This is a genomic window from Pedobacter cryoconitis (assembly GCF_014200605.1).
Taxonomy (GTDB): domain Bacteria; phylum Bacteroidota; class Bacteroidia; order Sphingobacteriales; family Sphingobacteriaceae; genus Pedobacter; species Pedobacter cryoconitis_B.
The window spans coordinates 333677-359190 of record NZ_JACHCE010000002.1; the positions used below are offsets into that span (position 1 = coordinate 333677).

The window sequence follows — 25514 nt, forward strand, 5'->3', positions numbered from 1 at the left end:
ATGAGCAATATTAATTTAATCGATTCATTTCAAGAATTCAAAGAGTTCAAGAACATCGACCGTCCTACGGTGATCAGTGTGCTGGAAGAAGTATTTCGTAGCATGTTACGTAAGAAATATGGTACTGATGAGAATTGTGATGTAATTGTTAACCCTGATAACGGTGATTTAGAGATCTGGCGTACAAGAAAAGTAATGGAAGATGGCTTTTCTGAAGATGATGATCTTGAAATCGAATTGGCTGAGGTTAAGCAGTTAGATGCGGATATGGAAGTTGGAGACGACTACATTGAGCAGATTACTTTAGAGAGTTTTGGAAGAAGAGCTATTTTAGCCGCACGTCAGACACTCGTATCTAAAGTACTTGAATTAGAGAAAGACGAGATCTTTAAAAAATATAAGGACAGAGTTGGAGAAATCGTAACAGGAGAAGTTTACCAGGTTTGGAAAAAAGAAACGTTAGTACTGGATGATGAGGGGAATGAGTTGATCATGCCTAAAACAGAACAGATACCAGCTGATTATTTCAAAAAAGGTGATACTGTACGTGCGGTAATCTTAAAGGTTGATATGATGAATAGCACACCGAAGATTATTATTTCAAGAATTGCTCCTGAGTTTTTACAGCGTTTGTTCGAAATCGAAGTTCCTGAGATTTTTGATGGTTTAATTACCATTAAGAAAATTGTTCGTGAACCAGGAGAACGTGCTAAAGTTGCGGTAGAATCTTATGACGACAGAATTGACCCGGTGGGTGCTTGTGTGGGTATGAAAGGTTCTCGTATTCACGGAATCGTGAGAGAACTTAAAAATGAGAACATTGATGTAATCAATTTCACTACTAATATTTCTCTTTATATCACAAGGGCTTTGAGCCCTGCTAAAATCACTTCAATCAAATTGGACGATGTGACTAAACATGCTTCGGTTTACCTGAAGCCTGATCAGGTTTCTCTTGCAATTGGCCGTGGCGGACATAATATTAAGCTTGCCGGTAAATTAACTGGTTATGAAATTGATGTTTATCGTGAAGCTGGTGAAGAAGATGAAGATGTGGATATCGAAGAATTCTCAGATGAAATCGATAGCTGGATTATTGACGAATTGAAAGCAATTGGTTGTGATACAGCAAGAAGCGTACTAGCGCTGTCAGTAGACGAATTAGTAAAAAGAACTGATCTGGAGGAAGAAACTATTAAAGAAGTTATCAGTATATTACAGTCAGAATTTGAATAAGCGTTGACTTGATGAGAAAAAACAAGAATAAACGTTACTTTTGTATAAGAATTAAGAAAAAATAGGATATCAATGTCAGACGACAAACCAATAATTTTATTCAAAGCAGTTAAGGAACTTAACGTAGGGATAGCTACGGCCGTTGAGTTTTTAGAAAAGAAAGGCTTTTCTGTTGAGAATAAACCCACTACCAAACTCTCCCGCGATATGTATAATGCATTATTGAAAGAGTTTCAGGGAGATAAAATCGTAAAAGAAGAAGCCAATCAAATTGTTATAGGTAAAATTCGTCGTGATGAGCCTGAAGTAACTGATAAAGTTACGGATGCACCTAGAAAAAATGTTGAATTCGAAAGCGAGGGTATTTTAATCAAGAACCTTCATTCCTATACTCCTCCTGCAGTTGAGAAACCTAAGGAAGAAGTTGTTCCTGCACCTGCTCCTGAAAAAGCAGCTGAAGTGGAAAAGGAAACTGAAAAAGTTGAAGAAGGAACGTTAAAAGGTGTTAAAATCGTAGGGAAAATTAATCTTGACGATTTAAACTCTAAAACCCGCCCTACTAAAAAAGAAGAACTTCCAGTTACTGAAGTTGTTAAAGCGGAAGCTCCGGTTGTTAAACCGGCTGCTCCTGTAGAAGCACCTGTTGTACCAGCAGCAATTATCCCAGAGGCACCTAAGGTAGTTCAGGAGGAAGTTAAGCCAGTAGAAAAACCTATCGAGGCTAAACCTGTTGAAATTAAACCTGAAGTAGTTAAAGCTGTGGAAGAAGTTAAAGAAGAAAAACCAAAACCTGTGGAATCACCTGTTGTTAAAGCAGAGCCGGTTAAAGAAGTTGTTACCCCGAAAGCTGATAAACCTGACGAAGTCGAGGTTATCAAAGCTCGTTCCGTAAAACTTTCCGGACCAAATATTATTGGTAAAATTGTCTTGCCGACAACGCCTGAACGTAAATCACAACCTGTAGCCTCTTCGGCTGACAGTAATGATGCGAAAAGGAAACGCAAGCGTAAAAAAGCTCCGGGAGCACCTGGACAGAATCAGTCGTCAGGAGGTCATCCTTCAGCGTCTGGTCAGCAGCAGGGAGGAAATAATCCTGCTGCACCTGCAAAACCTGCGGGAGCGCCAACTTTTACCAACAGACCTGATTTCAGGAACAATACAAACAATACAGCCAACAGGCCTAACTTTAGAAACAGCAAACCAGGCGCAACTGGAGGCTCTAAAGAAGAACCTACGGAAAAAGAAATACAGGATCAGATTAAAGCAACGCTTGCACGTTTAAGCGGAGCTGGTAAATCTGGTAAATTTGCACAGCGTGCAAAACTGCGTCGTGGTAAACGTGATGATGTAGCTCTTTCTGCGGAAGAAGCTGCAATGGAGCAGGAGCTACAATCTAAAGTGTTGAAAGTAACAGAATTTGTTACCGCAAACGAACTGGCGAGTATGATGGATGTACCGGTTACCAAAATTATTGGTACTTGTATGAGTCTTGGAATGTTCGTTTCGATCAATCAGCGTTTAGATGCAGAGACATTAACCATCGTTGCAGATGAGTTTGGTTACGAAATCCAATTCGTTAAACCAGATGATGAAGGCGATAGTATTATTGAAGAATCAGATAATCCTGAAGATTTAGTATCAAGAGCTCCGGTAGTTACGATCATGGGTCACGTAGATCATGGTAAGACCTCTTTACTGGATTATATCCGTAAAGCGAACGTAGTAGCTGGTGAAGCGGGTGGTATTACACAGCACATTGGTGCTTATATGGTAACTACACCTACTGGTAAAAAAGTAACGTTCTTAGATACACCGGGTCACGAAGCCTTTACAGCGATGCGTGCACGTGGTGCGAAAGTAGCGGATATTGCAATTATTGTGGTTGCAGCGGATGATGCAGTGATGCCTCAGACTAAAGAAGCAATCAGTCATGCTCAGGCAGCTGGTGTTCCTCTGGTATTCGCCTTCACAAAAATTGATAAACCAGGTGCAAACTCTGACAAGATCCGTGAGCAATTATCGATCATGAATATCCTGGTTGAGGATTGGGGTGGTAAATTCCAGTCTCAGGAGATCTCTGGTAAAAGCGGCTTAAATGTTGATCTTTTATTAGATAAAGTATTATTGGAAGCTGAGTTGTTAGAATTAACAGCTAACCCTAATAAACGCGCTACTGGTAGTGTAATTGAAGCGACCTTAGATAAAGGACGTGGTATTGTAACTACTGTACTGGTTCAGGCTGGTACTTTAAAAGTTGGTGATCCGATTTTAGCGGGTAGCTACAGTGGTCGTGTGAAAGCGTTATTTAACGAACGTGGACAGAAAGTAGAACAAGCTGGCCCATCGGTACCGGTACAGGTATTGGGTATGCAGGGCGCACCTACGGCAGGTGATAAATTCAATGCAGTAGAAAATGAGTCTGAAGCGAGAGAAATTGCAAACAAACGTTTACAATTGATGCGTGAGCAGGGCTTGAGAACACAAAAACATATCACTCTTGATGAGATTGGCCGTCGTTTAGCGATTGGTAACTTTAAAGAGCTTAACCTGATTGTTAAAGGGGACGTGGATGGTTCGATTGAGGCATTAGCCGATTCATTGCTGAAACTGTCTACTGAAGAGATCCAGATTAATATTATCAGTAAAGCAGTAGGTCAGATTTCAGAATCTGATGTATTGTTAGCCTCGGCTTCTGATGCGATTATTATCGGTTTCCAGGTTCGTCCTTCTTCAGGTGCAAGAAAGCTTGCTGAAGCTGAGCAAATCGATATCCGTCTGTATTCTATCATCTATGACGCGATCAATGAGATCAAAGCTGCGATGGAAGGTATGCTTGCTCCTGAATTCCAGGAGAAAATTACTGCAAACGTGGAAATCAGAGATACCTTCAAAATCACGAAAGTGGGAACCATTGCCGGTTGTATGGTACTGGACGGTACAATTACACGTAACAGTAAGATCCGTATCGTTAGAGATGGTGTGGTTGTCTACACTGGTGAGCTGGCTTCACTGAAACGTTATAAAGATGACGTGAAAGAAGTGGCAAGAGGTTACGAATGTGGTCTGAACATACAGAACTTTAATAACATTGAAGTTGGTGATATCGTTGAAGCATACGAACAAGTAGAAGTAAAAAGAAAGTTATAAGTTATATAAATAACTGATACCAAAACGCCCTGTTAAAGATCTTTAACAGGGCGTTTTTTATTTAATATATTTAGTGGGTTATTCTTATCCTATATTCTTATCCAGTCCCGGGGCAATACTGTAGAAGTATCATCCTGACCACCCTGGAGCCATTTCTCAGGTCCTATAATGATTTTGTCCGGATTCTCATTAAGCCATGCCGCCCACCAGCTAAAACTACTGTTAGCAATTATGTTATGCTTACAGGCACTCATTAACTGCATGTCAATATAGCTATGTGTTCCAGCGTTCCATGAGATAAATTCGCTATTTGTAATATCCAGATTCTCTGTACACCAATCAATATCATTAGAAAAGATGAAGAATTTTGTGGAATCGGTTTTAGTTTTTATAAGTTGAATGGCTTCCTGATAGTATTCTTTCTCACAAACGCCCCCAAATGTTGGGTGGTTAACATAATCACCTCTGCGGATATGTACTCCAACACTGTTTGTTTGCTTAATTTCTTCTAGAGCCTTAATATTCTTTTCATCTGTCAGAGATTTGAACTTAAAGTCTTTTCTGATTTCATCAGCTATATCGATGAAATAACCCTCATTTTGCCAGAACCCGGAGTAATATCTTGATTTGGGACTTAAGAAGATATCTGGATCAAATGTAAAATGCTTTTGTTCTTCTTTCTGAAATCTTTTTAAGTTGAAAATCTTTCTTATCTTTTTGTAAATCCATTTCCTGTTGTATATATCATAAATTCCTCCAGTCATTGGGGATACTTTATTTATTTTCAGTTCAAAAATATGGTCTAGTTCGTATCCATTATGAACAGTACCGTTTTCATAAGAACTAATGTCTGCAGTAACGTTATTAAATTTTTTGGTAAGTGCTTTATAACAGGCGTACTGGAACATTTGGTTTCCCAGACCTCCGGTGAAGCGTATAATTTTCATTTGTGTGTGTTTTTAGTGAATAACCGGATGCATTAATTCAATAACAGTCTTCAATTTTGAAATGTCAACAGTTATTTCAACACGATGGGTGTCTTCAATATCACCGGTATTTAATAAATAATAATACTCATGATCTAAATCTGAGGCGAGAGAAAAATAACAGTTATTATGTGCATCATTTTCGTTTCTCAGTTCAAATACTTGTCCATTGCAAGGCATAAACAGCATATTGGTTAAGCCGGCTCCGTGTAGACCAAGGAGAGATTTTGTTTGAGACATGATTTCTATTTGTTTTTTAAGGTCGTAATCCTCAAAAAAATGAATTTCATAACCATACACAGATACTAATTCTATAACTGCTGCTTCGTTTGTAATTTTCCTTTTAGTCGCCTTTTCTCTGCTGATGTAGATTTTTCTAAAGGGCATGGTCTCTTTACTGATGAATCTATCCCTTAGTCTGCCAATGACTTGTTTGTTGAAATTTCCGGTAGGTGCGATGTGGGATGCTGCATGTAGTTGTTTTACTGCCAGTCTTCTTTTATAATTGTTATAATATGCTTTAAAACCCAACAGATCCAAAGACTCCCCGATATAAGATTTGGTTTTGAAGGAGTCAGGTAAAATGACTGTATCCTTCGCCATTAATTCTTCTACAACAATCAGACGCGGTAATGCATCTGTTAACCAATGAAAATAGTCAATGCTCCATTCATCACTAATCCATATCGCATTTTCAATTTTATTAAAAGGCAGAAAGAACAGCCATAGCTTCCTTATAAGCTTCATTTTTGGTACTGTAAATAAATTAGATAACGAAGTGTAAAACTTTAGCCGAGCGGGACTGAAAATTACATTTTTGATAATACTGATGTTTGATAACTGAAATAATTCTACCGGATCAATTTTCTTCTTGAATTCATGCTCAAACAGAGGTAAATCTTCAGGTCTGAGATTTTTAGGTTTTTCCCTGACAGCAATATGTGCTGCTAATATTGATCTGGATAGTTTCATTGGTTGCTTTGGTAAGATTATATATTCCTGATGTAATGATTAACTGGCGGACTTAAAAAAGCTTTTTAACCATCTTTTAAAACGTCGTCTTAGTAAATTATGTTTTCTCGTTCGTTCTTCAATCTTAAACTCATAATCTAGTACAGCATAATCTGCTTGTTTTTTGGGCAGAATATATTTAGGATAAGTTATTTCATCAATCTCTTCTAATGGGTAATTTGCATATCTGTTGTCAAGATCCACGGTATGGGTTGCATCTGCTCTGAAACCTATATTTGAAATCAGGTTAACATTTGGATTAATAGCAAGGCCATTATTAAAGTAATTAATAAATGCAAGCTGGTAGTCCCATGTATCAATTTTTCCTGCCTTAACATCCCTGAATATTTCTTTCCAGGTAGTAAGAATTAAAGAATTAGTGAAGATATTGGCCAGCTGAGCGCCAACTTCGTCCTCATGATAACTTTTAAGGTCTTTATCATAATCTTTCCATACTCTTCTCCAGCTTGCCCATCCCCAGACATGTGTATTATTAGTAAAATAGGTACTTGCCTCTCCCCATTTAGTTCCTAATTGCAGATTGACACCTCCAATATGTCTAATGCGGGTATCCAGTCTGTACTTTTCAAGAAGGGTATCACAATAGCGGAAGAAGCTCTTTGCCGGCAGACAATCGTCCTCCAGAATAATTCCTTCTTCTTCATTGGTGAAGAACCAATCTATAGCAGAAGATATTGCCAGCTTGCAACCCAGATTCTGCTGACGAAATAGTGTTTTAACTTCGCAGTCCCAATCTATCTGCTGTACAATTGAAATTGTCTCCTGACATAGTGTTTCATCATTTCTATTACCGGGACGCGGGCCATCAGCTGCAATATATAGTTTGGATGGTTTAGCCTGTCTAATCTCATTAAATACTCTTATTGTAGTATCTGGTCTGTTGAATATAAGAAACAGAACAGGGGATTTTGTAGTATAGTTAATCATAAAGTTTATTGTTATGATGTTTATATATCAGCTAAGCTGATAAATTAATGTGTAATTTTCCATCTCCTCTTTTAATAATAAATCGAGTGTCTGAAAGATATCAAGGTTATAGACCCAACCGAGGGCTTGTTTTGCTTTAGTATTATCACCATATATATTCTCAATTTCAGCAGGTCTGTACAATTGATCGTCTATCTGATACAAATCATGTGATATGTTCAGTTTATCAAATATATAATGAATTATCTCGCGGAGGCTTATTGTTTGCCCGGAGCAAATCAGATAATCCGAGGGTTTTTCCTGCTCAAGGATCAGGTACATTGCTTCAACATATTCAGGTGCATAGCCAAAATCTCTTTTGATATCAATATTACCTACTTTAAGTACATTGGTTGCACCTTTGCTTATTCTGACACTTTCCTGTATTACCTTTTTTACAAAAAAGGTATTTGGTCTCAGATAAGATTCGTGATTGAAAAGAATCCCGCAACTGACATATAATTTATAACTTTCGCGGTAATGAATGCAGGTAAAATGTGCGGCTGCTTTAGCGATTGCATATGGACTTAATGGATGCAGGATACTATTTTCGGTTATAGGCAGGTCATTCACTTTTCCATACATCTCGCTGCTGCTGGCCTGATAAAAACGGATGGTTTTATCTACTGTTTTTATGGCTTCTAAAAGATTAAATACACTGAGTGTATTCAATTGGAATGTTCCGATCGGTTGTTGAAAAGAGAGTGACACAGAACTTTGTGCAGCCAGATTGTAAATATGCGCAGGTTTAACCTGTTGAATAATCTTTATGATTTGTGAAATGTCTAGCAAATCGCATGGCATCAGTATAACTTTTTCTTTTATACCGAGGTAGGAAAGTCCGTTTAAATTGTCATTACCGCAACTACGTGTCAATCCGATTACTTTGAAATTTTTACGAAGTAATAATTGGGCAAGGTAAGCCCCGTCCTGTCCTGTAATACCGGTTATAATTACAGTTTTCTTCGTCATACTACTGATTGATAAATTTTCAAGCATTTATCTGCTGTTATTTTCCAGCTAAATTTACCTGACTGAACCAATCCTTTGAGTTTATATTCCTGCCTGATCCGGGTATCATCTAAAAGTGTGATTAGCTTTTCTTTTAACTCTGAAGCATTGTTAAGTTCGAAATAAATCCCTGCATCTCCAGCCACTTCTGGAAAAGAGCTGTTCTTTGTAAGTACTACCGGGCAACCGCATGCCATTGCTTCGAGTATAGGGATACCAAAACCCTCATATTCTGAAGGGAAAACGAAGCAGATGGCTTTTTTATAGTAACCGGCTAATTCTGAGTCTTTAAAGTTACGCTGTATAAGCTGATCTTTGACTCCTGATTCATTAATCAGTTGATTTTCTTCTTCATTAAAGCCGTTCCCACCCGCACAAAGGATAAAAAGATCCTTCCTACTCTTCAGAATAGGTAAAACGGCTTTCAGGAAGAAAATGAAGTTTTTATAAATCGTTCTGTTACCAACAAATAAAATATAGTTTTCAGGGGCCTCTATTTCTATTGGAGCCTCTGTGTTTATACTTGGTGCTAAATAAACAATATCAATTTTTGAAGCAGGTGTATCTGGATAGATTCTCAACAGATCTCTTTTGGTGTTTTCTGAAACAGTAATTATCCTGGCTGCTTTTTCTATTAATAATTTCTTGTTCGGAACAGTAATCTTATCATTTGTAAAATAATGAGGATATAATTCATGGATCATATCATGCACAGTAAGTACAAATGGTTTGTTTTTTATGTAAGGGAGAAAATAAGGATCATAATATGTAGGAACGAAAACATCGAACTCTTGCTTTTCCAGTATGCATATTGCCTCGGTTTTACTTTTCTTTTTTAGTTTTCTAGGTAAATAACCTCTGAATAACTGGCTGCATTTTACTAAAATAGATTTTCTTTTCTGGTAGCTGTTCTCTAAAAGAGAGCTTTCATTGAAATGAATATTATCTGTATAAAGAATTGGACAGATGACTTGTATTTCCGGATTATTTTCTAATGCATCATATACCTCTGTGTAATATCTGGAGATACCACCAAATTCCTGTGTAATAAATATTTCCGGGTCCAACAGTATTCTGGTCATGTTATGTATGCTGTTCTATGTAAGAGGTAAATGTAATGAAACTGTATTGACTGTGCTGTCTTTAATTAATTTGAATTTCTAATGAGTTGATTATATTTTCTTTCTTTGAATAAAAAACAGGATTGTTTTGATACATATCTTTAAAATTTTCCAGGCAAAAGGATGTTCTTTAATAAAAAAGAATTGCTTCACTCTCTTGTGTTCCAGTTCCGAAATCTGAGTATAATCACTTATGAAAGTGGGAAAGTGCTTCATCAGGGATATATTACGCTCCTGATACATCATTTTCAGATTTTCAGAATTCGATGAGATGCCATTCCCATCATAAATCGTCGTTAATATATCCAGATGTTTATAGGGTACATTCTGTTTACAGATTGCATAAATAAAGAATTCCCAGTCTGATACTATTTTAAAGTCCTCATTATACAAGAATATTTCATCGAAAAGTTTTCTTTTAATAAAGGTTGCCTGATGTGATAAGCTCTGTTTGAAAAAAAAAGTAAAGGATAAGGTATCAGGAAATACTACTTTCTTTTTTTGTTTGGGCTCATCAAAGATAATATCACAATAGTAAATGCCGTAAGTACCATCTATCTCATGATCCACCTGCTTTATTACCTCATTATCGAACAGTACATCACCGCTATTTAAAAACAGCAGGTATTTTCCGGTAGCCATTTGAATACCTTTATTCATAGCGTGATAAATTCCACGGTCAGGCTCACTTATCCAGCGTATAGAATGATCCCTGTTTTGCTGCAGAAATTCTTTACTTCCATCACTGCTGTTACCATCAATAATTATAAATTCAAAATTTCGGAGAGATTGATTTAAAACACTGTTAACTGTTTTTTGCAATCCTGAGTTGTCATTATAATTGACGGTAATTATTGATATTTTAGTGTCCATAATTACTCTTTAACGCCCCTTACTGCCAATTTAATAAGGCATATAAAAAAGCGAAGGTAAGGTTAATTTTATTCAATTACGGCCGAAATCAAACCAGTTTGTTTTTTTGTAAGTTTGTAAGCTAAAAGCATATGTTTATGAAAAAAATCGCCTTCATTGTGCAGCGATATGGTTTAGATGTGAATGGAGGTGCGGAATATCATTGCAGAATTCTTGCGGAAAAGCTGAGTTCAATTTATGAGGTGGAAATTCTGACTTCATGTGCTAAAGATTATTTCACCTGGGCTAATGAATACCCGGAAGGTATTACGACAATTAACGGGATAAAAGTAAGACGTTTTAATACACCTCAACAAAGGAATAAGCGTAAGGTACATCGTTTAGTCAGAAGATTACAATCCAGATCCCTTTCTCAAAAATTATTGCGGTTATTTGGACTTCCGGATCGTACAGATTTTGAACAGATCAGTTATGAGTGGTCCAAACAACAAGGGCCATTTACGCCAGGGCTGATTAGTTACCTGGAAACAAATCAGCACCAATATGATGCACTGATCTTCTTTACTTATCTCTATTTTCCTACTCTTTATGGACTTAAAAGTGTAGCTGACCGCTCTATTTTAATTCCTACTGCACACGATGAAGAATCAATTTATCTGCCTGCATACACCTCTTTTTTTAAATTGCCTAAAGCAATTTTATATAATTCACTTTCTGAAAAAAAACTGGTTAACCGTTTGTTCAATAATCAGGAGATCTATAGTGATATTGTTGGAGTAGGAATTGAGAATATAATACATGAACGAAAATTCGACTCTGCTGAGCTCTTAAAATCTGATCTGCCTTATCTGATTTATATCGGCAGAATTGATCCTGATAAAGGAGGCGAAATCCTGTTTCAGCATTTTTTAAAATATAAAGAAGTTACTCACAGCCCGGTTAAATTAGTGTTGGTTGGAACACCATTTATGGATATTCCTGCACATCAGGATATTATTAGTATGGGATTTGTTGATGATGATGTAAAGCAGGCTTTATTGGAAGGCGCAAAGGCACTGATCATGCCTTCATTTTATGAAAGTCTTTCACTGGTTACTTTAGAAGGAATGCTGGCAGGAGTTAATGTTATTGCTAACCGGGATTGTGAAGTACTTAAAGATCATATTGAAAACAGTCATGGAGGGTTTACTTTTAATGATTTCAAAAGCTTTAAGTTTGCTGTTGATAAGGTGTTAAGTAATGATGCAGATCTGCATATTTTGCAGCAAAATGCAAGAAAATATGTAAATGATAACTATAGCTGGGCTACCGTAATCAGGAAAATGACCAGTGCAATTGACTTTGTCTCAGCATAGATTTTATTGAGCCATTGTCTCTCTGTAAACTTTCCAATAGGCTTCAGCACTGTGCTGCCAGTTAAACTGTTTGGTATGGTTGATGATTTGCTGTATGGGTTGAGTTCTATTATAGTTATTCATCCCGTCCTCAAAAGCTTTTTTCATATCGGAGGGCTCAAAGGTGTTAAAATAATAAGCTGCATCCCCTCCGATTTCCGGTAATGAAGTAGCTCTGGAGAGAAAGGTTGGTTTCCCAAATCTCATAGCTTCTATAGGAGGAATACCAAATCCTTCAGCAATGGATGGAAATAAGAAGGCCTCACAATTTTTATAGTACCATAATTTTTCCTGATCAGAAACCGGACCTATAACTTTTACTCTGTCTGCTACCTGATATCCGGCTGCTTCTGACATTATTTTATCCCTGTAATCAGGTTCTATTTTTCCTGCGATAATCAATTCAAAATCATTACCAGCCAGCAAGGGTATTAAAACATGGAAGTTTTTCTTAGGGTTTACTGTGCCTAATGAAAAAAGAAATGGGCTTGCAGATACATATGCTGGTTTAGTATCAGCTGATAATATTCCTTCGGCACAGCCATTATAAATGACGGTTATCGGCTTATTTCGTATATCCAGATTTTTCAGGATATCTTGTTTTGTGAAATTTGAGATAACTACAATATGGTCTGCTAAATCAATGTTTTTCTGGTGTTTTGCCAGGTACTTCCGTGTTTTAGCAGAGGATTTATTTTCGTGTAAGAAATTCAGATCATGAACTGTAAGTACACGTTTAATCGCTTTACTGGTTGGGATATAGGACGATAACTGATAAGTGGTATGCCATAGGTCTATATCCTTATGTCTTGGAAAGATAAATTTCTGGAAGCTGTTCTGATCTAGAAATTTATCATTGCTATCAAAATATTGCTGAAGATTTGGATTGAGGTAATAACTAATCTGATCTGCAAAACCTTTGTCTTTCTTTAATGCCTGCCCTAATTGATGACAATACTCAAATATACCGGTATGGGAATATTTCATTCTTTCACAATCAAAGGCTAATCTCATTTCAGCTAAAGGGTTAAGGAGCTTTATTAATGTTTGTTAATCTACAAATGTTTGCATGTCAATAAGTCTTCTGTAAAGACCGTTCATCGCAAGTAATTCTGCGTGAGTACCTTGTTCCAGAACTCTTCCACTCTCTATTACTATAATTGTATCAGCATGTTGGATGGTACTTAATCTATGTGCGATTACAATAGAAGTTCTGTTTTTCATCAGGTTGTTTAGTGCATCCTGAACTAATTTTTCTGATTCGGTATCTAATGCCGAAGTAGCCTCATCAAGCAGCATGATAGGAGGATTAGCTAATACTGCTCTGGCGATGCATATCCTTTGTTTTTGACCGCCTGACAATTTATTTCCTCTATCTCCTATATTTGTTTCATATCCTTCATCAGTATTCAGAATAAAATCGTGCGCGTTAGCAATTTTGGCAGCGGCGATGATTTCTTCTTTGGTCGCTTCTGGTTTTCCAAATGCGATATTATTATAAATGGTATCATTAAAAAGAATAGATTCTTGATTTACAGTTCCCATCTGATGTCTTAAGCTATTGAGTGCAACATCTGTTAAGTTGATTCCGTCAATAAGAATCCTCCCGGATTTCGGGTCGTAAAATCTTGGAATAAGATCTATTAATGTGCTTTTTCCACCACCTGATGGACCTACTAATGCAACAGTCTGACCTTTAGTGATTTTAATATTAATATTTTTTAGAATTTCCTTTTCAGCATAGTTGAAATATACATTTTCAAATTGAATACAGTCCTTAAATTCATTGAGCTGGATTGCATTTTCTTTATCAGTTAATTCGGGTTTAATATCAACCAGATCAAGTACACGTTCACCAGCAGCTATTCCTGAATGGATGGCACTGAATGACTCTGTAAGAGCTTTAATTGGCTGCATTACCTGTGAAAACATGGCTATATAAACCAGAAATTTCGAAGGGGTAAGGTCTCCCTGGTTATTTAGGATCATAGACCCTCCGTACAATACGATAAATACCACAACCAGTACACCCAGTGTTTGAGATACCGGAGAAGCCAGTTGCTGCCTGCGGGCCATTTTTCTGGTTAGATCAGAATAGATAACATTTTCATGATTGAATTTATCCTTTATTCTTAAGGTTGCATTAAAGGCTTTAATAATTCTTATTCCTCCCAAAGCCTCATCCAGAAATCCAATCATTTTTGCAAAACTTTCATGAGCTTCTCTTGCCTGCTGTCTTAATCTTTTTACGATTTTACTGATAATAAATCCTGAAATCGGAATAACAAGCAAAGAGAAAACGGTTAGTTTAATAGAAATGGATAGTAGAACTACGATATAGAATATGACCTGAACAGGCTCTTTAAAAACAACCTGCAGCGTACTGGTAACTGTTCCTTGTACCACCTGAACATCTGACGCAATTTTTGATATAATATCGCCTTTTTTTTCATTGCTGAAATAACCGATATGCTGATCCATGACGTTATTAAAAACGGCCCTGCGTAGATTGAGTAAAGTATGAACTCTAAGATCTTCCATGAACCGCTGTGATAGATAGCGGAATAAATTGGAAAGAAACACGCAGATTACAATAGATCCGCATACTATTTTTAAGGTATATAATTTGCCATATTCTGTAATGGCAGAATTGATATAGTTATTAAACTGGCCGATAAAGTCAAAAGCTGAAGCTTTTTCTATTAAAGTTTCATGGCCTAATGACATTTTTGTAGTGGCGAATAAGGTCTCTAAAAGTGGGCCTAATAAAGTAAAAAGAAATGTATTGAAAAATATAGCCAGCAGCGTTACCAGAACATATGGAATGGCATATTTTTCAATTGGTTTTGCAAAGCTTAATAACCTGAAATAGATCTTCATTGGAATTTAAAAATTTTTCAAAGCTACGGATTTACTAGCTTTGTTTATAATAAGTGTGATTTACCGGATTTCTGTAGCTTATGCTGTGAACAACTATTTAATGAGCTTATAGTTTTTGTATTCTCCAATCCTTATTCCGGTTAGCTTATATATTTTTAATAAGAATTTGATACGAAAACTATCATTATTCTTTGTTTTAGTAGGATCAATGCTAAATTTCCAGTTAACCTTCTCTATGCGGGCTGCCATTACCGCAGGGTGGGTCCCTTTGAAATGAATTAGTTTATCAGCATTTCCATAGTCAAAAGTAGCAGTTACCGGCACTTCGCGGACCACGGCATCAGGATTATAAAAAGTATTAAAGTTTAGTCCTTTTTTTACGAGGCCATGAGGTGGTTTTACCCAGCCGTAGTGATTGATAAAAGCATCAATTAATTTAACGTTTATTTTTCTTCCATCAATTCTGAAGCCCTGAGCATCTCTGTAAGAGTTAACATTCAGATTTCTTCTGACAATGCGGATCTCTCTTCTGTACCATCTTCTTGATTCGGCGGTATAATCATAAGAACCATAGAAATGATTATATTTAAAAAGTAAGCCCTCCACTTCCTGGTTGTTCAGGTTATCATTCATCTGCTTCAGGATTTCGGGAAGATCATTCTCATGTACACATTCATCTCCTTGTATATAAAAAGCCCAGTCTATATCTTTTGAAATATTTGCAAAAGCTTTATTTGTTTCCGATGCAAAGACAGCTCCGCCCTCTCTGAGATTTTCTTCCCAAATGGTATCAATGATTTTTATTTTAGGAGAATCAATTCCTTCAATTAATTCTCTTGTTCCGTCTTCTGATTTACCGACTGCGACAATAAACTCGTCACAAATAGGAAGAATAGATGAAATTGCTTCAACAATAGAGTAATCATTTACTACTGCATTTTTAATAAAGGTAAAACCAGCAACTTTCATAGTTAATTTTGATTGGATTTTTTATGGTGACAAATATAGATTTATTCAGGCTTCAGAACCGGTTTTGTCAATTGTGTTTTTGTCCAATGTTCTTCTTTTGTGTAAAGTGCCTTGCTGAATTGATATTTGAATTTCAGATGATTTTCATAATCTACTCCTAAAACCCGGTGAGCAATGTCTGGTGATTCTTTTAAACATTCAAGAATAGCTTTTGTGTAAACTGTAGGCCCGGTCATTTGATGTACGTCATGCGGATATCTGTTGGTTCTGATGTTTTCACACATCAGGTCCAGTGTTTTTTGCATAAAAGGGTGGTTTGGCGAGAATACCAATGCCCATTGTACAAATAGGTCAGGATTTCCTTCCCGGGAAATTATTGCACTATCGCTGTCCAGAATGAAATCATCAAGACGGCCATTAATTCCACTATCAATATCAAGATAAACCCCTCCCTTTTTGAGTAGTACAGCGTATCTGAAAAAATCGGCTTTGGCAGCCCCTATATTAATCCTTTGATATAGAGACAGTATATCCTTACCAAATTCGTCTGATAAAAATGCTTCAATCCGTTCATCATCATAAAATTCGTACCAGTAACCAGGATTTTTCTTTCTGAATTTTGCTATATTCCAGCGTGTGATCAGTGGTAATTTAGAAGTTTTATAGGTTTGATGTATGATTTTTGGTATTGACATTATTTATAATTGTTACTGTTTAAATTTAACTGTTCATAATTTCTTCGATTTCTTCAGCATCAATGGGAATGTCTGCCATGAGATCAATGTTGCCATCTGCGGTTAATAAGATGTTATTCTCCAGACGAATACCAAAACCTTCTTCAGGAATATAGATTCCCGGCTCACAGGTTAATACATTTCCCGCCTGAAAAGGGGTATACCTGTGCGCAAAATCATGTACATCAAGACCAAGATGATGGCTTATGCCATGCATAAAATATTTTTTATAAGCAGGATAAGCAGGATTTTGATTTTTCACCTCTTCCATGGTAATTAAACCAAGTCCAACTAGTTGTGCAGTCATTAGCTCACTAACATTTTCGTTATAATCATTTCCTGAAATACCAGGTTTCAACAGTTTTTTAGCTTCCTTCAAAACATGTTGGACAGACTTGTACACACTTTTTTGTCTTGGTGTAAACCTGCCGCTAACAGGAATGGTACGGGACAGATCTGCATTATAATTTGCATATTCGGCACCAAAGTCCATCAGGATCAATTCATTTTCTTTACAAATCTGGTTGTTATCGCCATAATGAAGAATGTTTGCGTTATTTCCTGAGGCGATAATTGGAGGATAGGCATGCCCGGTAGCCCGCTGTCTGATAAATTCGTGTATGATCTCAGCTTCGATTTCATACTCAGTTACTTGCGGGCAGGTAAATTTAAGTACTCTGATGAAAGCATCTCTGGTGATATCACAAGCTTTTTGAATTAATTGTACTTCTGTCTCAGATTTCGTCTCACGCAAATGACGTAATATCGGTGCTGCCCTTTCATAATGATGCAAAGGGTATCTGGACTTCATTTCTTCAATAAACCGGATGTCACGGTAAGCTATAGGCTGAACAGTGTTGTTATTTTCATTTGTATTCAGGTAAATATGGTCTGCATAAGATATAATACTGTGAAGAATATGATCAAAATCTTCCAGCCAGCAGATTTTTTTGATACCCGAAGTCTGTTCTGCCATTGATTTGGTGTATTTAAGGCCTTCCCATATCTTAATATGCTCATTTGTCTGTCTTAAAAAAAGGACTTCTCTATATAAAGGATTAGGACAATCAGGATAAAGCAGCAGAATAGTTTTCTCCTGGTCTATTCCAGAAAGATAAAACAGGTCACAATTTTGTTTGAAAGGAAAATTCTGATCCCCGCTTCTAGGGAATTCATCATTAGCGTTGAAAATAGCTAATGAATTGTTTTTAAGATGTTTAATTAAGTTTATCCTATTGTTAACAAAGAGTTTGTTTTCTAAATTCTGATATTTCATATCCAGCCTAATGGGTAGGCAAATAAAGTCATTTATATCGAATTCTTAAAATCTGTTAAAATTGGAACGGAGTTTGTATATACCTTGTGAGAATTAAAAATTTGTTTAATTTTGCTACACAAAAAAATTATACATTTTTAAATTTGTTTAACCTTAAAAAAGAAAAATTATGAACTATTCTACTTTAAAGAAGGGTTTAGCAGTTTCTTTTGTTGCAGTAATGGGTGTTACCACTCTTGCTTCTGCACAAACAGATTCTACTTCTACTTCAACTTCAGCCAAAGTATTTGGCGGAAGAGGCCAGTACAGAACTTGGTCAATTGGTGTTAATGCTGGTGTTTTATCTCCATTCCTTGCGATTGGTGGGTCAAATGACTTCAAAAATGCTGACGTTAACTTAGGTTACGGTATCTCATTGAAAAAACAACTAGGTCATGCTTTTGGTTTAGAAGGTAACATTTTCCGCGGAAAAGTTTCTGGTTCAAACAAAGACATGCCAGGTGGTCAACAATTTGGTGTAACTAATTTTGAAACTCAAATCGGTTATGCAGCTGACATCCGTGGTGTTGTTAACGTTGCTACTGTAGATTTCTTACGTCGTGAAAACTCAGTTAACTTCTTCGTTACTGTTGGTTACGGTTTAGTTGCTTATGCTCCTAAAGTAACTTCAGTAGGTGGTGGTGTTAATGACTGGAAAGATCACGCTGGAAAAGACGGTAATAAAACTTACGTTAAAGAAGCTTATATCCCAGTTGGTGCTGGTGTTAAATTCAAAGTTTCTGACCGTGTTGCGTTTAACTTAGGTTACACTATGCACTTTATTGACAGTGATAACTTCGACGGAGTTTATGCTAAAGGAACTACTAAAGATAAATTCTCATACGGTTACGCTGGATTAGAATTCTCATTAGGTTCTAAATCTAAACCAAACCTGGATTGGGTTAACCCACTTGCAATGATGTATGATGAATTGAAAGATCCTTCATTACGTCGTGAAGTTGAAGCACTTAAAACTCGTGTTTCTAACGTTGAAAAATCTGTTGAAGATTTGAAAAAAGATAGCGATGGTGACGGTGTTTCTGATCAATTTGACAAATGCCCAGGAACTCCTGCTGGTACTGCAGTTGACGGATCAGGTTGTCCACTTCCAGTTGCTACAACTGTAGCTCCTGTTAATAACAACAACTTAACTGGTTTCGAAACTATCCAATTTGAATTCAACTCTTCAGTTTTAAAAACTGAATCATACCCAACTTTAGATAAATTATCTTCAGTGTTGAAAGAAAGCAATGGTAAAGCCTTAGTAAAAGGTTATGCTTCTAGCGAAGGTACTGCTGCTTACAACTTGAAATTATCTAAAGACAGAGCAAACTCAGTAAAAACTTACTTAGTTAATTCTGGAGTTAGTGCTAGCAAAGTTGCTACAAAAGGTTTAGGTGAAGCAAATCCAATCGCTTCTAACGATACTGAAGAAGGTCGTATCCAAAACCGTCGTGTTGAAACTTCAAGAAACTAATATTTCTTAAACAACATAGAAAAGGGTTCTGATTTATCAGAGCCCTTTTTTTATGCGCTGGATTTTATACATTTGTGATATGTACTTTTTTAGAAAAAAAGATCCTGAGAGGCCTACTAGTATTGACATCAAAATCATGCATGTCATCAATGCGCTTGCCATATCAATTTTCATAATTGGAATCACCCTGAAACTTTTACACTGGATATAATGAAGACAATCATCAACACCTCGAATGCACCAGCTCCAATCGGTCCTTACAGCCAGGCTGTATTAGCTAATGGATTTTTATATGTATCCGGACAAATTCCAATTAATCCTGCAACAGGAGAGCTTACACAGTCTTCTATTAAAGAAGAGACACAACAGGTTATGCGTAATCTGAATGCCGTATTATTGGAAGCTGGATTTGAATTCACACATATACTGAAATCAACTATCTTTTTATCAGATATGGATTTATTTGCAGAAGTTAATGAAGTTTACGGTTCATATTTTGAATCTGACTTTCCTGCACGTGAAACTGTAGCAGTAAAAGGACTTCCTAAAGGGGTAAATGTTGAAATCTCAGTGATTGCTTATAAAGGATAAATTGGCGAAGTCAAATGTACGTTACCTGCTGGCAGGATTCATTCCCTTTGTTATCTGGGGATGCTTTTCTATCCCGCTAAGGAATATCAAGGGCTTCCCGTCCGAGGAAATTCTGTACTACCGTATATTTACTTCATTGATCCTGCTCTGGATCGCGATCTTACTTTTTAGAAAAAAACAATTGAAGACAGATATCGCTTATGTGAAAGCTGTATCTAAAAAGCAGAAAGCGACCTATATGTGGCAGATCCTGGTGGCAACAGTATTTTTGGTGCTTAACTGGTATACCTTTATTTATGCAGTCAATAATGTCAGCCTGACTTCCGGAGCATTCGCTTACATGGTCTGCCCATTGCTGACTGCATTTGGTGGTTTTGTCATCCTTAAAGAGCAGTTGTCAACGCTTAAGCTGATTTCATTGGTTGTAGCACTGATTAGCGTAGTTTTTCTGGCTACAGGTTCATTGAGAGATGTGATATGGTCAGTGATCATTGCTGCTTTTTATGCTGGTTACCTGGTTATTCAACGGAAGATGCAGGGAATTGATAAGCTCAATGTACTGGCTGTCCAGTTTCTGGTAGCCTGTTCAATACTTCTGCCATTTTACATTTATCAGTTTCGGGGTGTCCCGCAAAGCGGATGGTTCTGGATGCATATTCTCATTATTGCTGTTGTTTTTACGATTATACCTTTATTTTTAAGCCTTTATTCGCTTATTGGTATACCTTCATCTACACTGGGAATTCTGATTTATATCAATCCGATTATTGCTTTTGCAATAGCTGTCCTGTATTTTGGGGAATCGATCAATGCTAATCAGTTATATTCATATCTGTTATTATTGTTTTCAGTAGTTTTATTCAACTGGAATCTGATCAAAGAAATGTTTAATGTCAAAATAGTTAATGCCTAATTTCAAACAACTTGTTCGCTTCTGATTTAGATACAACGATTGAATTTTTGAAAGGTGTAGGTCCTAAACGTGCCGAAATCTTACAAAAGGAGTTGGGTATATTTACTTATGCCGACTTACTGGGCTATTATCCTTTCCGGTATATTGACAGAACACGTTTCTATAAAATAAATGAACTCCATGCCGATTTACCTTATGTTCAGATCCTGGGACGTATTACCGGTAAAGAAACCATTGGTGAAAAACATAAAAAGAGAATTGTAGCCAGATTAACTGATGAGACAGGAACTATTGAGCTGGTTTGGTTTCAGAGTTTAAAATGGGTCGATGAAAATGTGATGCGCGGTAAGGTATATATCGCGTTTGGCAAGCCTGCTGTTTTTAACGGTTCTTACAGTATATCCCATCCTGAAATGGAGTCTTATCCAAGACCGGCCACAGTCACTGGAAACCTGACTTTACAACCAGTTTATAACTCTACAGAAAAGCTAAAGAAGTTTTCTCTGGACAGTAAGGGGATACAGAAAATGCAGGCATTAGTCATTGAACAATGTCTGTCTGAAATCAGAGAAACAATACCTGCTTATATTTTAGATAAATACCGGATGGTTAACCGCCGGGAGGCACTGCTGAATATTCATTTTCCAAAAGATACCACAGCTTTACAGAATGCAGAACGCAGATTAAAATTTGAAGAATTATTCTTTATTCAGCTGCAGTTATTAAGCAATAAACAATTCAGAGAGCTCAAGTTTAAAGGACATCTTTTTAGTACAGTAGGTGAAAGGGTCAATACCTTTTATAAGGATATTCTTCCATTTGCACTTACCGGGGCGCAGAAACGGGTGATCAAGGAAATCAGAACTGATACACAGCGTGGTATTCAGATGAACCGCCTGGTACAGGGGGATGTGGGAAGCGGAAAAACTGTAGTGGCCCTAATGAGCATGCTGCTTGCAAATGATAACGGTTATCAGGCCTGTATGATGGCGCCGACTGAAATTCTGGCCCGTCAGCATTATCATTCTATATCATCTTTACTGGATGGGGGATTAGTTAAGGTTGATATTTTAACTGGTAATACGACTAAAAAGCAAAGAATACAACTGCATGAGCAGCTCGAAGCAGGAGAAATTGATATCCTTGTGGGCACGCATGCATTGATTGAAGATAAGGTAATATTTAAAAACCTGGGCCTGGTAGTTATCGATGAGCAGCATCGTTTTGGTGTGGAGCAAAGAGCTAAGCTCTGGCGTAAAAACAGTATCCCTCCGCATATTCTGGTGATGACCGCTACACCTATTCCAAGAACGCTTGCAATGACCTTATATGGGGATTTGGATGTTTCCATGATTGATGAGCTTCCTGCGGGCAGGAAACCTATCGAAACTAAACATTTACTCGAAGGACAGCGTCTGAGAATGTTCGGGTTTATGAAAACTGAGATTGCCAAAGGCAGACAGGTTTACGTGGTGTATCCGTTAATTAAAGAAAGTGAAAAACTGGATTTACTTCATCTGGAAGCTGGAATTGAGCAGATGCGTTATCAGTTTCCATTACCAGATTATCAGATCAGTATTGTCCATGGGAAAATGTCCAATAAGGATAAGCAATTTGAAATGCAGCGTTTTATAGACGGGCAGACACAAATTATGGTGGCAACAACGGTAATTGAGGTGGGTGTGAATGTACCTAATGCTTCAGTTATGATTATCGAGAATGCGGAAAGATTTGGACTGTCACAACTGCATCAGTTGCGTGGGAGAGTAGGAAGAGGTGCTGAGCAGTCTTTTTGTATCCTGATGTCTGGAGAAAAACTAAGCAAAGAAGGAAGAAAGCGTCTGGAAACCATGGTGATGACCAATAATGGATTTGAAATCTCTGAGATAGATCTGGAATTGCGGGGCCCGGGAGATCTTTCGGGAACTATGCAGAGTGGAGTGCTTGACCTTAAACTGGCAGATCTGGTCAAGGATCAGCAGATTTTGCATGAAGCAAGAAATACAGTGATTGATGTTTTCCAGCAGGACCCTACACTTTCTTTACCGGAAAATGCTTTATTAAAGCGCTTTGTCGATAAAAAAAGCAGAGGGATCGCTTTGGATAAAATATCTTAATTTTTGTTTAATCTTCGTCGCTTCCTGGCATAGAACCGGTTCCTGTATAAGCGCCTTTTCTGATGACCGGAACACCAAGGTGTTTGTACAGATCATCCAGGTGCATCAGACTTCCGTTAGTCAGGTTACCGAGAAAAATAATTACAATGTTCTTTTGTATGTCGCGCACATAAATGTGGCGGAAACCATGCCACCAGCCAGTATGATAAACTACTTTACGTCCGTTTTCCCCATCATACATTCTCCAGCCGTAACCGTAATTAAAGTGGCCATTGACAGCTTTATTATGTCCTGTATAGGCAGAGTCCAGGCTGGATTGTTTTAATAGTCTGCCTTTCTTTAATGCATTGTCATACAGAACAAGATCATGAATTGTGCTGTAAATTCCCTTATCGCCAACCGGGCCGTCAAGGAAATTTTGTACGACTGAATATTTCCAGGTACGGTCATGGCCAACTACATCAACGGGGATTTTTGAATAAGCGGTTGTCGAATATACATGTGTATGTTTCATACCTGCAGGTTTGAATACATGTTCCATCATATAATCTGAATATTTTTTACCGGTTACTTTCTCAATAATTGCACCCAGTACCATGAAGTTGGAGTTGTTATAGTGAAATCTGGTATCTGGTTTAGCGTAACGGTTAGGTTTATATTGTGCAATGAGGTTCATCACATCAAGATTACTCATTGGTTTCTTTTTGTCTTTCCAGACACCATCACTGAAATAAACATAGTTCATCATTCCACTGCGGTGGGTAAGCAATAGCTTGACATTGATTCCTTCATAAGGGAAATCAGGATAAAACTTTTTCACGTCATCCGTTAATTTGAGTTTGCCCTGTTCAACCAGCTGCATAATAGCAACACCTGTAAATGTTTTGGTAATAGAAGCCAGTTCAAATTCAGAATTGATCTTCAAACTATCACGGTGAAGGTAATCGGCCCATCCGATAGCTTTTTCATACAGTATTTTACCGTCTTTAGCGACCAGCATATTTCCATTAAAACCAAATTTCTTATGCAGGTTGTCTACAAAATTGGCAATCCATTTATCCCCTTTGGCCGGATCGTATGCAATGAGAAGACTATCTGCCTTATCGTCGTGTACGGTTCTGATTTTAGGATCAGGAGCTTTTTTGTTAGCATGTGAACAGGCACTAATGAGAAAAGTGGCCAGTAAAGCCACGGGAAAAAAGGTACGGTAAGTCATGAATTAGATTAGTCTTTTTTGAAGGCCGAAAAATAAACAATATTAACCCTTTAAACGCAAAAGAGTTTTAAACATTATCATATACTTTACATTCTTCTATAGAGATAAAAGCTTATTTTTGAAAAAAAACAAAAGAAATGAATTTTAGAACCGAACACGACACCATGGGCGAAGTGCAGGTCCCTGCTGATAAGTATTGGGGAGCACAGACTGAACGTTCACGTAATAATTTTAAAATTGGTCCTGAGGCTTCAATGCCAAAAGAGATTATCCATGCTTTTGGTTATCTCAAAAAAGCTGCGGCCCTGGCTAATCAGGAACTAGGTGTACTTGCTAGTGATAAGGCAGAATGGATTGCTAAGGCATGTGATGAAGTGATCGCCGGGAAATTAGACGATCAGTTCCCACTGGTTATCTGGCAGACAGGTTCCGGAACGCAGAGCAACATGAATTCGAACGAAGTGATTGCAAACCGTGCGCATGTATTGAACGGTGGTAGTCTGACGGATGAGAAGAAAATTCTGCACCCTAATGATGATGTCAATAAATCACAATCTTCAAATGATACTTATCCTACAGCTATGCACATTGCGGCATATAAACAAGCTGTAGAGATTACTATACCAGGATTAGAAAAACTGGAGAAAACATTACAGGGTAAAGCAGCTGAGTTTGCTCAGATTGTTAAAACCGGCAGAACCCATTTTATGGATGCAACTCCATTAACGCTTGGGCAGGAGTTTTCAGGTTATGCACAGCAAATCACTAACAGTATCAGAGCAATTAAAAATGCTTTGGTGATGATTACTGAATTAGCTTTAGGCGGAACTGCAGTAGGAACAGGTTTAAATACACCAAACGGATATGATGTTTTGGTAGCACGCAAAATTGCTGAGCTGACTGGTTTACCTTTTGTAACTGCTCCAAACAAATTTGAAGCATTGGCTGCACATGATGCAATGGTAGAATTATCAGCTGCTTATAAACGTACTGCTGTAGCTTTAATGAAAATTGGTAATGATGTAAGAATGCTGAGTTCAGGCCCGCGTTCTGGTATTGGTGAGATCATCATTCCTGACAATGAGCCGGGATCTTCTATTATGCCTGGGAAAGTTAATCCAACTCAGCCTGAAGCATTAACTATGGTTTGTGCACAGGTAATGGGAAATGATGTAACTGTAGGTATTGGTGGCAGCAACGGACATTTTGAACTGAATGTTTTTAAACCGGTTATTGCGGCTAATGTATTACAGTCCGGAAGATTATTAGGTGATGCCTGTGTATCATTTAATGATAACTGCGCTGTAGGTATTCTGCCAAATTTACCTGAGATTAAAAAACATCTGGAGAATTCTTTAATGCTTGTTACAGCACTGAATCCGCATATCGGTTACGAAAATGCTGCTAAAATTGCTAAAAAGGCACATAAAGAAAATAAGACACTTCGTGAAGCTGCGGTAGAGCTTGGTTTATTAACCAGTGAGCAGTTTGATGAATGGGTAAGACCAGAAGATATGGTAGGTAGTTTAAAATAAT

At 37.3% G+C, this 25514-nt stretch carries 21 protein-coding genes; 9 read left to right on the forward strand and 12 right to left on the reverse strand.

Annotation, left to right across the window (positions count from 1 at the left end; all coding sequences use genetic code 11):
- Together nusA and infB are read left to right on the forward strand one after the other, a co-directional pair.
- Positions 1-1236, forward strand: a complete 1236-nt coding sequence (nusA, locus tag HDE68_RS07520; protein WP_183880566.1) for a transcription termination factor NusA — start codon at positions 1-3, stop codon at positions 1234-1236.
- Between the two features lie 72 nt (positions 1237-1308).
- Positions 1309-4383, forward strand: a complete 3075-nt coding sequence (infB, locus tag HDE68_RS07525; RefSeq protein ID WP_183880568.1) for a translation initiation factor IF-2 — start codon at positions 1309-1311, stop codon at positions 4381-4383.
- An 89-nt stretch (positions 4384-4472) separates the two neighbouring features.
- Here infB and HDE68_RS07530 read toward each other — a convergent pair whose 3' ends face one another.
- From HDE68_RS07530 to HDE68_RS07555, 6 genes are all read right to left on the reverse strand, one after another.
- Positions 4473-5330, reverse strand: coding sequence for an alpha-1,2-fucosyltransferase (locus HDE68_RS07530; protein ID WP_183880570.1), 858 nt, complete (start codon positions 5328-5330; stop codon positions 4473-4475).
- 12 nt (positions 5331-5342) lie between these two features.
- Complete coding sequence (locus tag HDE68_RS07535) at positions 5343-6341, reverse strand: glycosyltransferase family 61 protein (protein ID WP_183880572.1); 999 nt, start codon at positions 6339-6341, stop codon at positions 5343-5345.
- Between the two features lie 39 nt (positions 6342-6380).
- Complete coding sequence (locus HDE68_RS07540) at positions 6381-7328, reverse strand: nucleotide-diphospho-sugar transferase (RefSeq protein ID WP_183880574.1); 948 nt, start codon at positions 7326-7328, stop codon at positions 6381-6383.
- Positions 7329-7355: 27 nt separating this feature from the next.
- Positions 7356-8339, reverse strand: a complete 984-nt coding sequence (locus tag HDE68_RS07545; RefSeq protein ID WP_183880576.1) for a GDP-mannose 4,6-dehydratase — start codon at positions 8337-8339, stop codon at positions 7356-7358.
- Positions 8336-9460: a glycosyltransferase family 4 protein gene (locus HDE68_RS07550; RefSeq protein WP_183880578.1), complete on the reverse strand. Its 1125-nt coding sequence runs from the start codon at positions 9458-9460 to the stop codon at positions 8336-8338. Before HDE68_RS07550 ends, HDE68_RS07545 begins: the two co-directional genes overlap by 4 nt.
- Positions 9461-9550: 90 nt before the next feature.
- On the reverse strand, positions 9551-10372 hold the full coding sequence (locus HDE68_RS07555; protein WP_183880580.1) for a glycosyltransferase family 2 protein: 822 nt from the start codon (positions 10370-10372) through the stop codon (positions 9551-9553).
- A 137-nt stretch (positions 10373-10509) separates the two neighbouring features.
- Between HDE68_RS07555 and HDE68_RS07560 the strand changes: the two genes are divergently transcribed.
- Positions 10510-11727 carry a glycosyltransferase family 4 protein gene (locus HDE68_RS07560; RefSeq protein ID WP_183880583.1) on the forward strand — a complete coding sequence of 406 codons (1218 nt, stop codon included), beginning with the start codon at positions 10510-10512 and terminating at the stop codon, positions 11725-11727.
- Between the two features lie 3 nt (positions 11728-11730).
- Here the strand turns inward: HDE68_RS07560 and HDE68_RS07565 are convergent, their stop codons facing one another.
- The 5 genes from HDE68_RS07565 to HDE68_RS07585 all read right to left on the reverse strand — a co-directional run bounded on the left by HDE68_RS07565 (position 11731) and on the right by HDE68_RS07585 (position 17625).
- Positions 11731-12780, reverse strand: a complete 1050-nt coding sequence (locus HDE68_RS07565; protein ID WP_183880585.1) for a glycosyltransferase family 4 protein — start codon at positions 12778-12780, stop codon at positions 11731-11733.
- A gap of 36 nt (positions 12781-12816) precedes the next feature.
- Positions 12817-14646, reverse strand: a complete 1830-nt coding sequence (locus tag HDE68_RS07570) for an ABC transporter ATP-binding protein (protein ID WP_183880587.1) — start codon at positions 14644-14646, stop codon at positions 12817-12819.
- Between the two features lie 93 nt (positions 14647-14739).
- Entirely contained in the window at positions 14740-15615 is an 876-nt protein-coding gene (locus HDE68_RS07575) for a glycosyltransferase family 2 protein (protein ID WP_183880589.1), read from the reverse strand.
- A gap of 41 nt (positions 15616-15656) precedes the next feature.
- On the reverse strand, positions 15657-16310 hold the full coding sequence (locus tag HDE68_RS07580; protein WP_183880591.1) for a glycosyltransferase family 32 protein: 654 nt from the start codon (positions 16308-16310) through the stop codon (positions 15657-15659).
- Between the two features lie 25 nt (positions 16311-16335).
- On the reverse strand, positions 16336-17625 hold the full coding sequence (locus HDE68_RS07585; protein WP_183880592.1) for an aminopeptidase P N-terminal domain-containing protein: 1290 nt from the start codon (positions 17623-17625) through the stop codon (positions 16336-16338).
- 169 nt (positions 17626-17794) lie between these two features.
- Between HDE68_RS07585 and HDE68_RS07590 the strand changes: the two genes are divergently transcribed.
- From HDE68_RS07590 to recG, 5 genes are all read left to right on the forward strand, one after another.
- Complete coding sequence (locus tag HDE68_RS07590; RefSeq protein WP_183880594.1) at positions 17795-19141, forward strand: OmpA family protein; 1347 nt, start codon at positions 17795-17797, stop codon at positions 19139-19141.
- Positions 19142-19220: 79 nt separating this feature from the next.
- On the forward strand, positions 19221-19352 hold the full coding sequence (locus tag HDE68_RS26635; RefSeq protein WP_317617690.1) for a DUF6728 family protein: 132 nt from the start codon (positions 19221-19223) through the stop codon (positions 19350-19352).
- Positions 19352-19732: a RidA family protein gene (locus HDE68_RS07595; protein WP_183880596.1), complete on the forward strand. Its 381-nt coding sequence runs from the start codon at positions 19352-19354 to the stop codon at positions 19730-19732. Before HDE68_RS26635 ends, HDE68_RS07595 begins: the two co-directional genes overlap by 1 nt.
- 1 nt (position 19733) lies before the next feature.
- Complete coding sequence (locus HDE68_RS07600; RefSeq protein WP_183880598.1) at positions 19734-20645, forward strand: EamA family transporter; 912 nt, start codon at positions 19734-19736, stop codon at positions 20643-20645.
- 11 nt (positions 20646-20656) lie between these two features.
- Positions 20657-22762 carry an ATP-dependent DNA helicase RecG gene (gene recG / locus HDE68_RS07605; RefSeq protein ID WP_183880600.1) on the forward strand — a complete coding sequence of 702 codons (2106 nt, stop codon included), beginning with the start codon at positions 20657-20659 and terminating at the stop codon, positions 22760-22762.
- Between the two features lie 7 nt (positions 22763-22769).
- Here recG and HDE68_RS07610 read toward each other — a convergent pair whose 3' ends face one another.
- The gene (locus HDE68_RS07610; protein WP_183880602.1) at positions 22770-23978 is read right to left on the reverse strand and encodes a serine hydrolase domain-containing protein; all 1209 of its coding nucleotides are present in this window, start codon (positions 23976-23978) and stop codon (positions 22770-22772) included.
- A 137-nt stretch (positions 23979-24115) separates the two neighbouring features.
- On the opposite strand from HDE68_RS07610, the gene fumC reads away from it, so the two are divergent.
- The gene (gene fumC, locus HDE68_RS07615) at positions 24116-25513 is read left to right on the forward strand and encodes a class II fumarate hydratase (RefSeq protein WP_183880604.1); all 1398 of its coding nucleotides are present in this window, start codon (positions 24116-24118) and stop codon (positions 25511-25513) included.
- Position 25514 lies beyond the last annotated feature (1 nt).

What these genes read in the sequence shown, in the direction of transcription:
- nusA (WP_183880566.1), top strand. Translation starts at nt 1, where the DNA reads ATGAGCAATATTAATTTAATCGATTCATTTCAAGAATTCAAAGAGTTC.
- infB (WP_183880568.1), top strand. Translation starts at nt 1,309, where the DNA reads ATGTCAGACGACAAACCAATAATTTTATTCAAAGCAGTTAAGGAACTT.
- HDE68_RS07530 (WP_183880570.1), bottom strand. Translation starts at nt 5,330, where the DNA reads ATGAAAATTATACGCTTCACCGGAGGTCTGGGAAACCAAATGTTCCAG.
- HDE68_RS07535 (WP_183880572.1), bottom strand. Translation starts at nt 6,341, where the DNA reads ATGAAACTATCCAGATCAATATTAGCAGCACATATTGCTGTCAGGGAA.
- HDE68_RS07540 (WP_183880574.1), bottom strand. Translation starts at nt 7,328, where the DNA reads ATGATTAACTATACTACAAAATCCCCTGTTCTGTTTCTTATATTCAAC.
- HDE68_RS07545 (WP_183880576.1), bottom strand. Translation starts at nt 8,339, where the DNA reads ATGACGAAGAAAACTGTAATTATAACCGGTATTACAGGACAGGACGGG.
- HDE68_RS07550 (WP_183880578.1), bottom strand. Translation starts at nt 9,460, where the DNA reads ATGACCAGAATACTGTTGGACCCGGAAATATTTATTACACAGGAATTT.
- HDE68_RS07555 (WP_183880580.1), bottom strand. Translation starts at nt 10,372, where the DNA reads ATGGACACTAAAATATCAATAATTACCGTCAATTATAATGACAACTCA.
- HDE68_RS07560 (WP_183880583.1), top strand. Translation starts at nt 10,510, where the DNA reads ATGAAAAAAATCGCCTTCATTGTGCAGCGATATGGTTTAGATGTGAAT.
- HDE68_RS07565 (WP_183880585.1), bottom strand. Translation starts at nt 12,780, where the DNA reads ATGAGATTAGCCTTTGATTGTGAAAGAATGAAATATTCCCATACCGGT.
- HDE68_RS07570 (WP_183880587.1), bottom strand. Translation starts at nt 14,646, where the DNA reads ATGAAGATCTATTTCAGGTTATTAAGCTTTGCAAAACCAATTGAAAAA.
- HDE68_RS07575 (WP_183880589.1), bottom strand. Translation starts at nt 15,615, where the DNA reads ATGAAAGTTGCTGGTTTTACCTTTATTAAAAATGCAGTAGTAAATGAT.
- HDE68_RS07580 (WP_183880591.1), bottom strand. Translation starts at nt 16,310, where the DNA reads ATGTCAATACCAAAAATCATACATCAAACCTATAAAACTTCTAAATTA.
- HDE68_RS07585 (WP_183880592.1), bottom strand. Translation starts at nt 17,625, where the DNA reads ATGAAATATCAGAATTTAGAAAACAAACTCTTTGTTAACAATAGGATA.
- HDE68_RS07590 (WP_183880594.1), top strand. Translation starts at nt 17,795, where the DNA reads ATGAACTATTCTACTTTAAAGAAGGGTTTAGCAGTTTCTTTTGTTGCA.
- HDE68_RS26635 (WP_317617690.1), top strand. Translation starts at nt 19,221, where the DNA reads ATGTACTTTTTTAGAAAAAAAGATCCTGAGAGGCCTACTAGTATTGAC.
- HDE68_RS07595 (WP_183880596.1), top strand. Translation starts at nt 19,352, where the DNA reads ATGAAGACAATCATCAACACCTCGAATGCACCAGCTCCAATCGGTCCT.
- HDE68_RS07610 (WP_183880602.1), bottom strand. Translation starts at nt 23,978, where the DNA reads ATGACTTACCGTACCTTTTTTCCCGTGGCTTTACTGGCCACTTTTCTC.
- fumC (WP_183880604.1), top strand. Translation starts at nt 24,116, where the DNA reads ATGAATTTTAGAACCGAACACGACACCATGGGCGAAGTGCAGGTCCCT.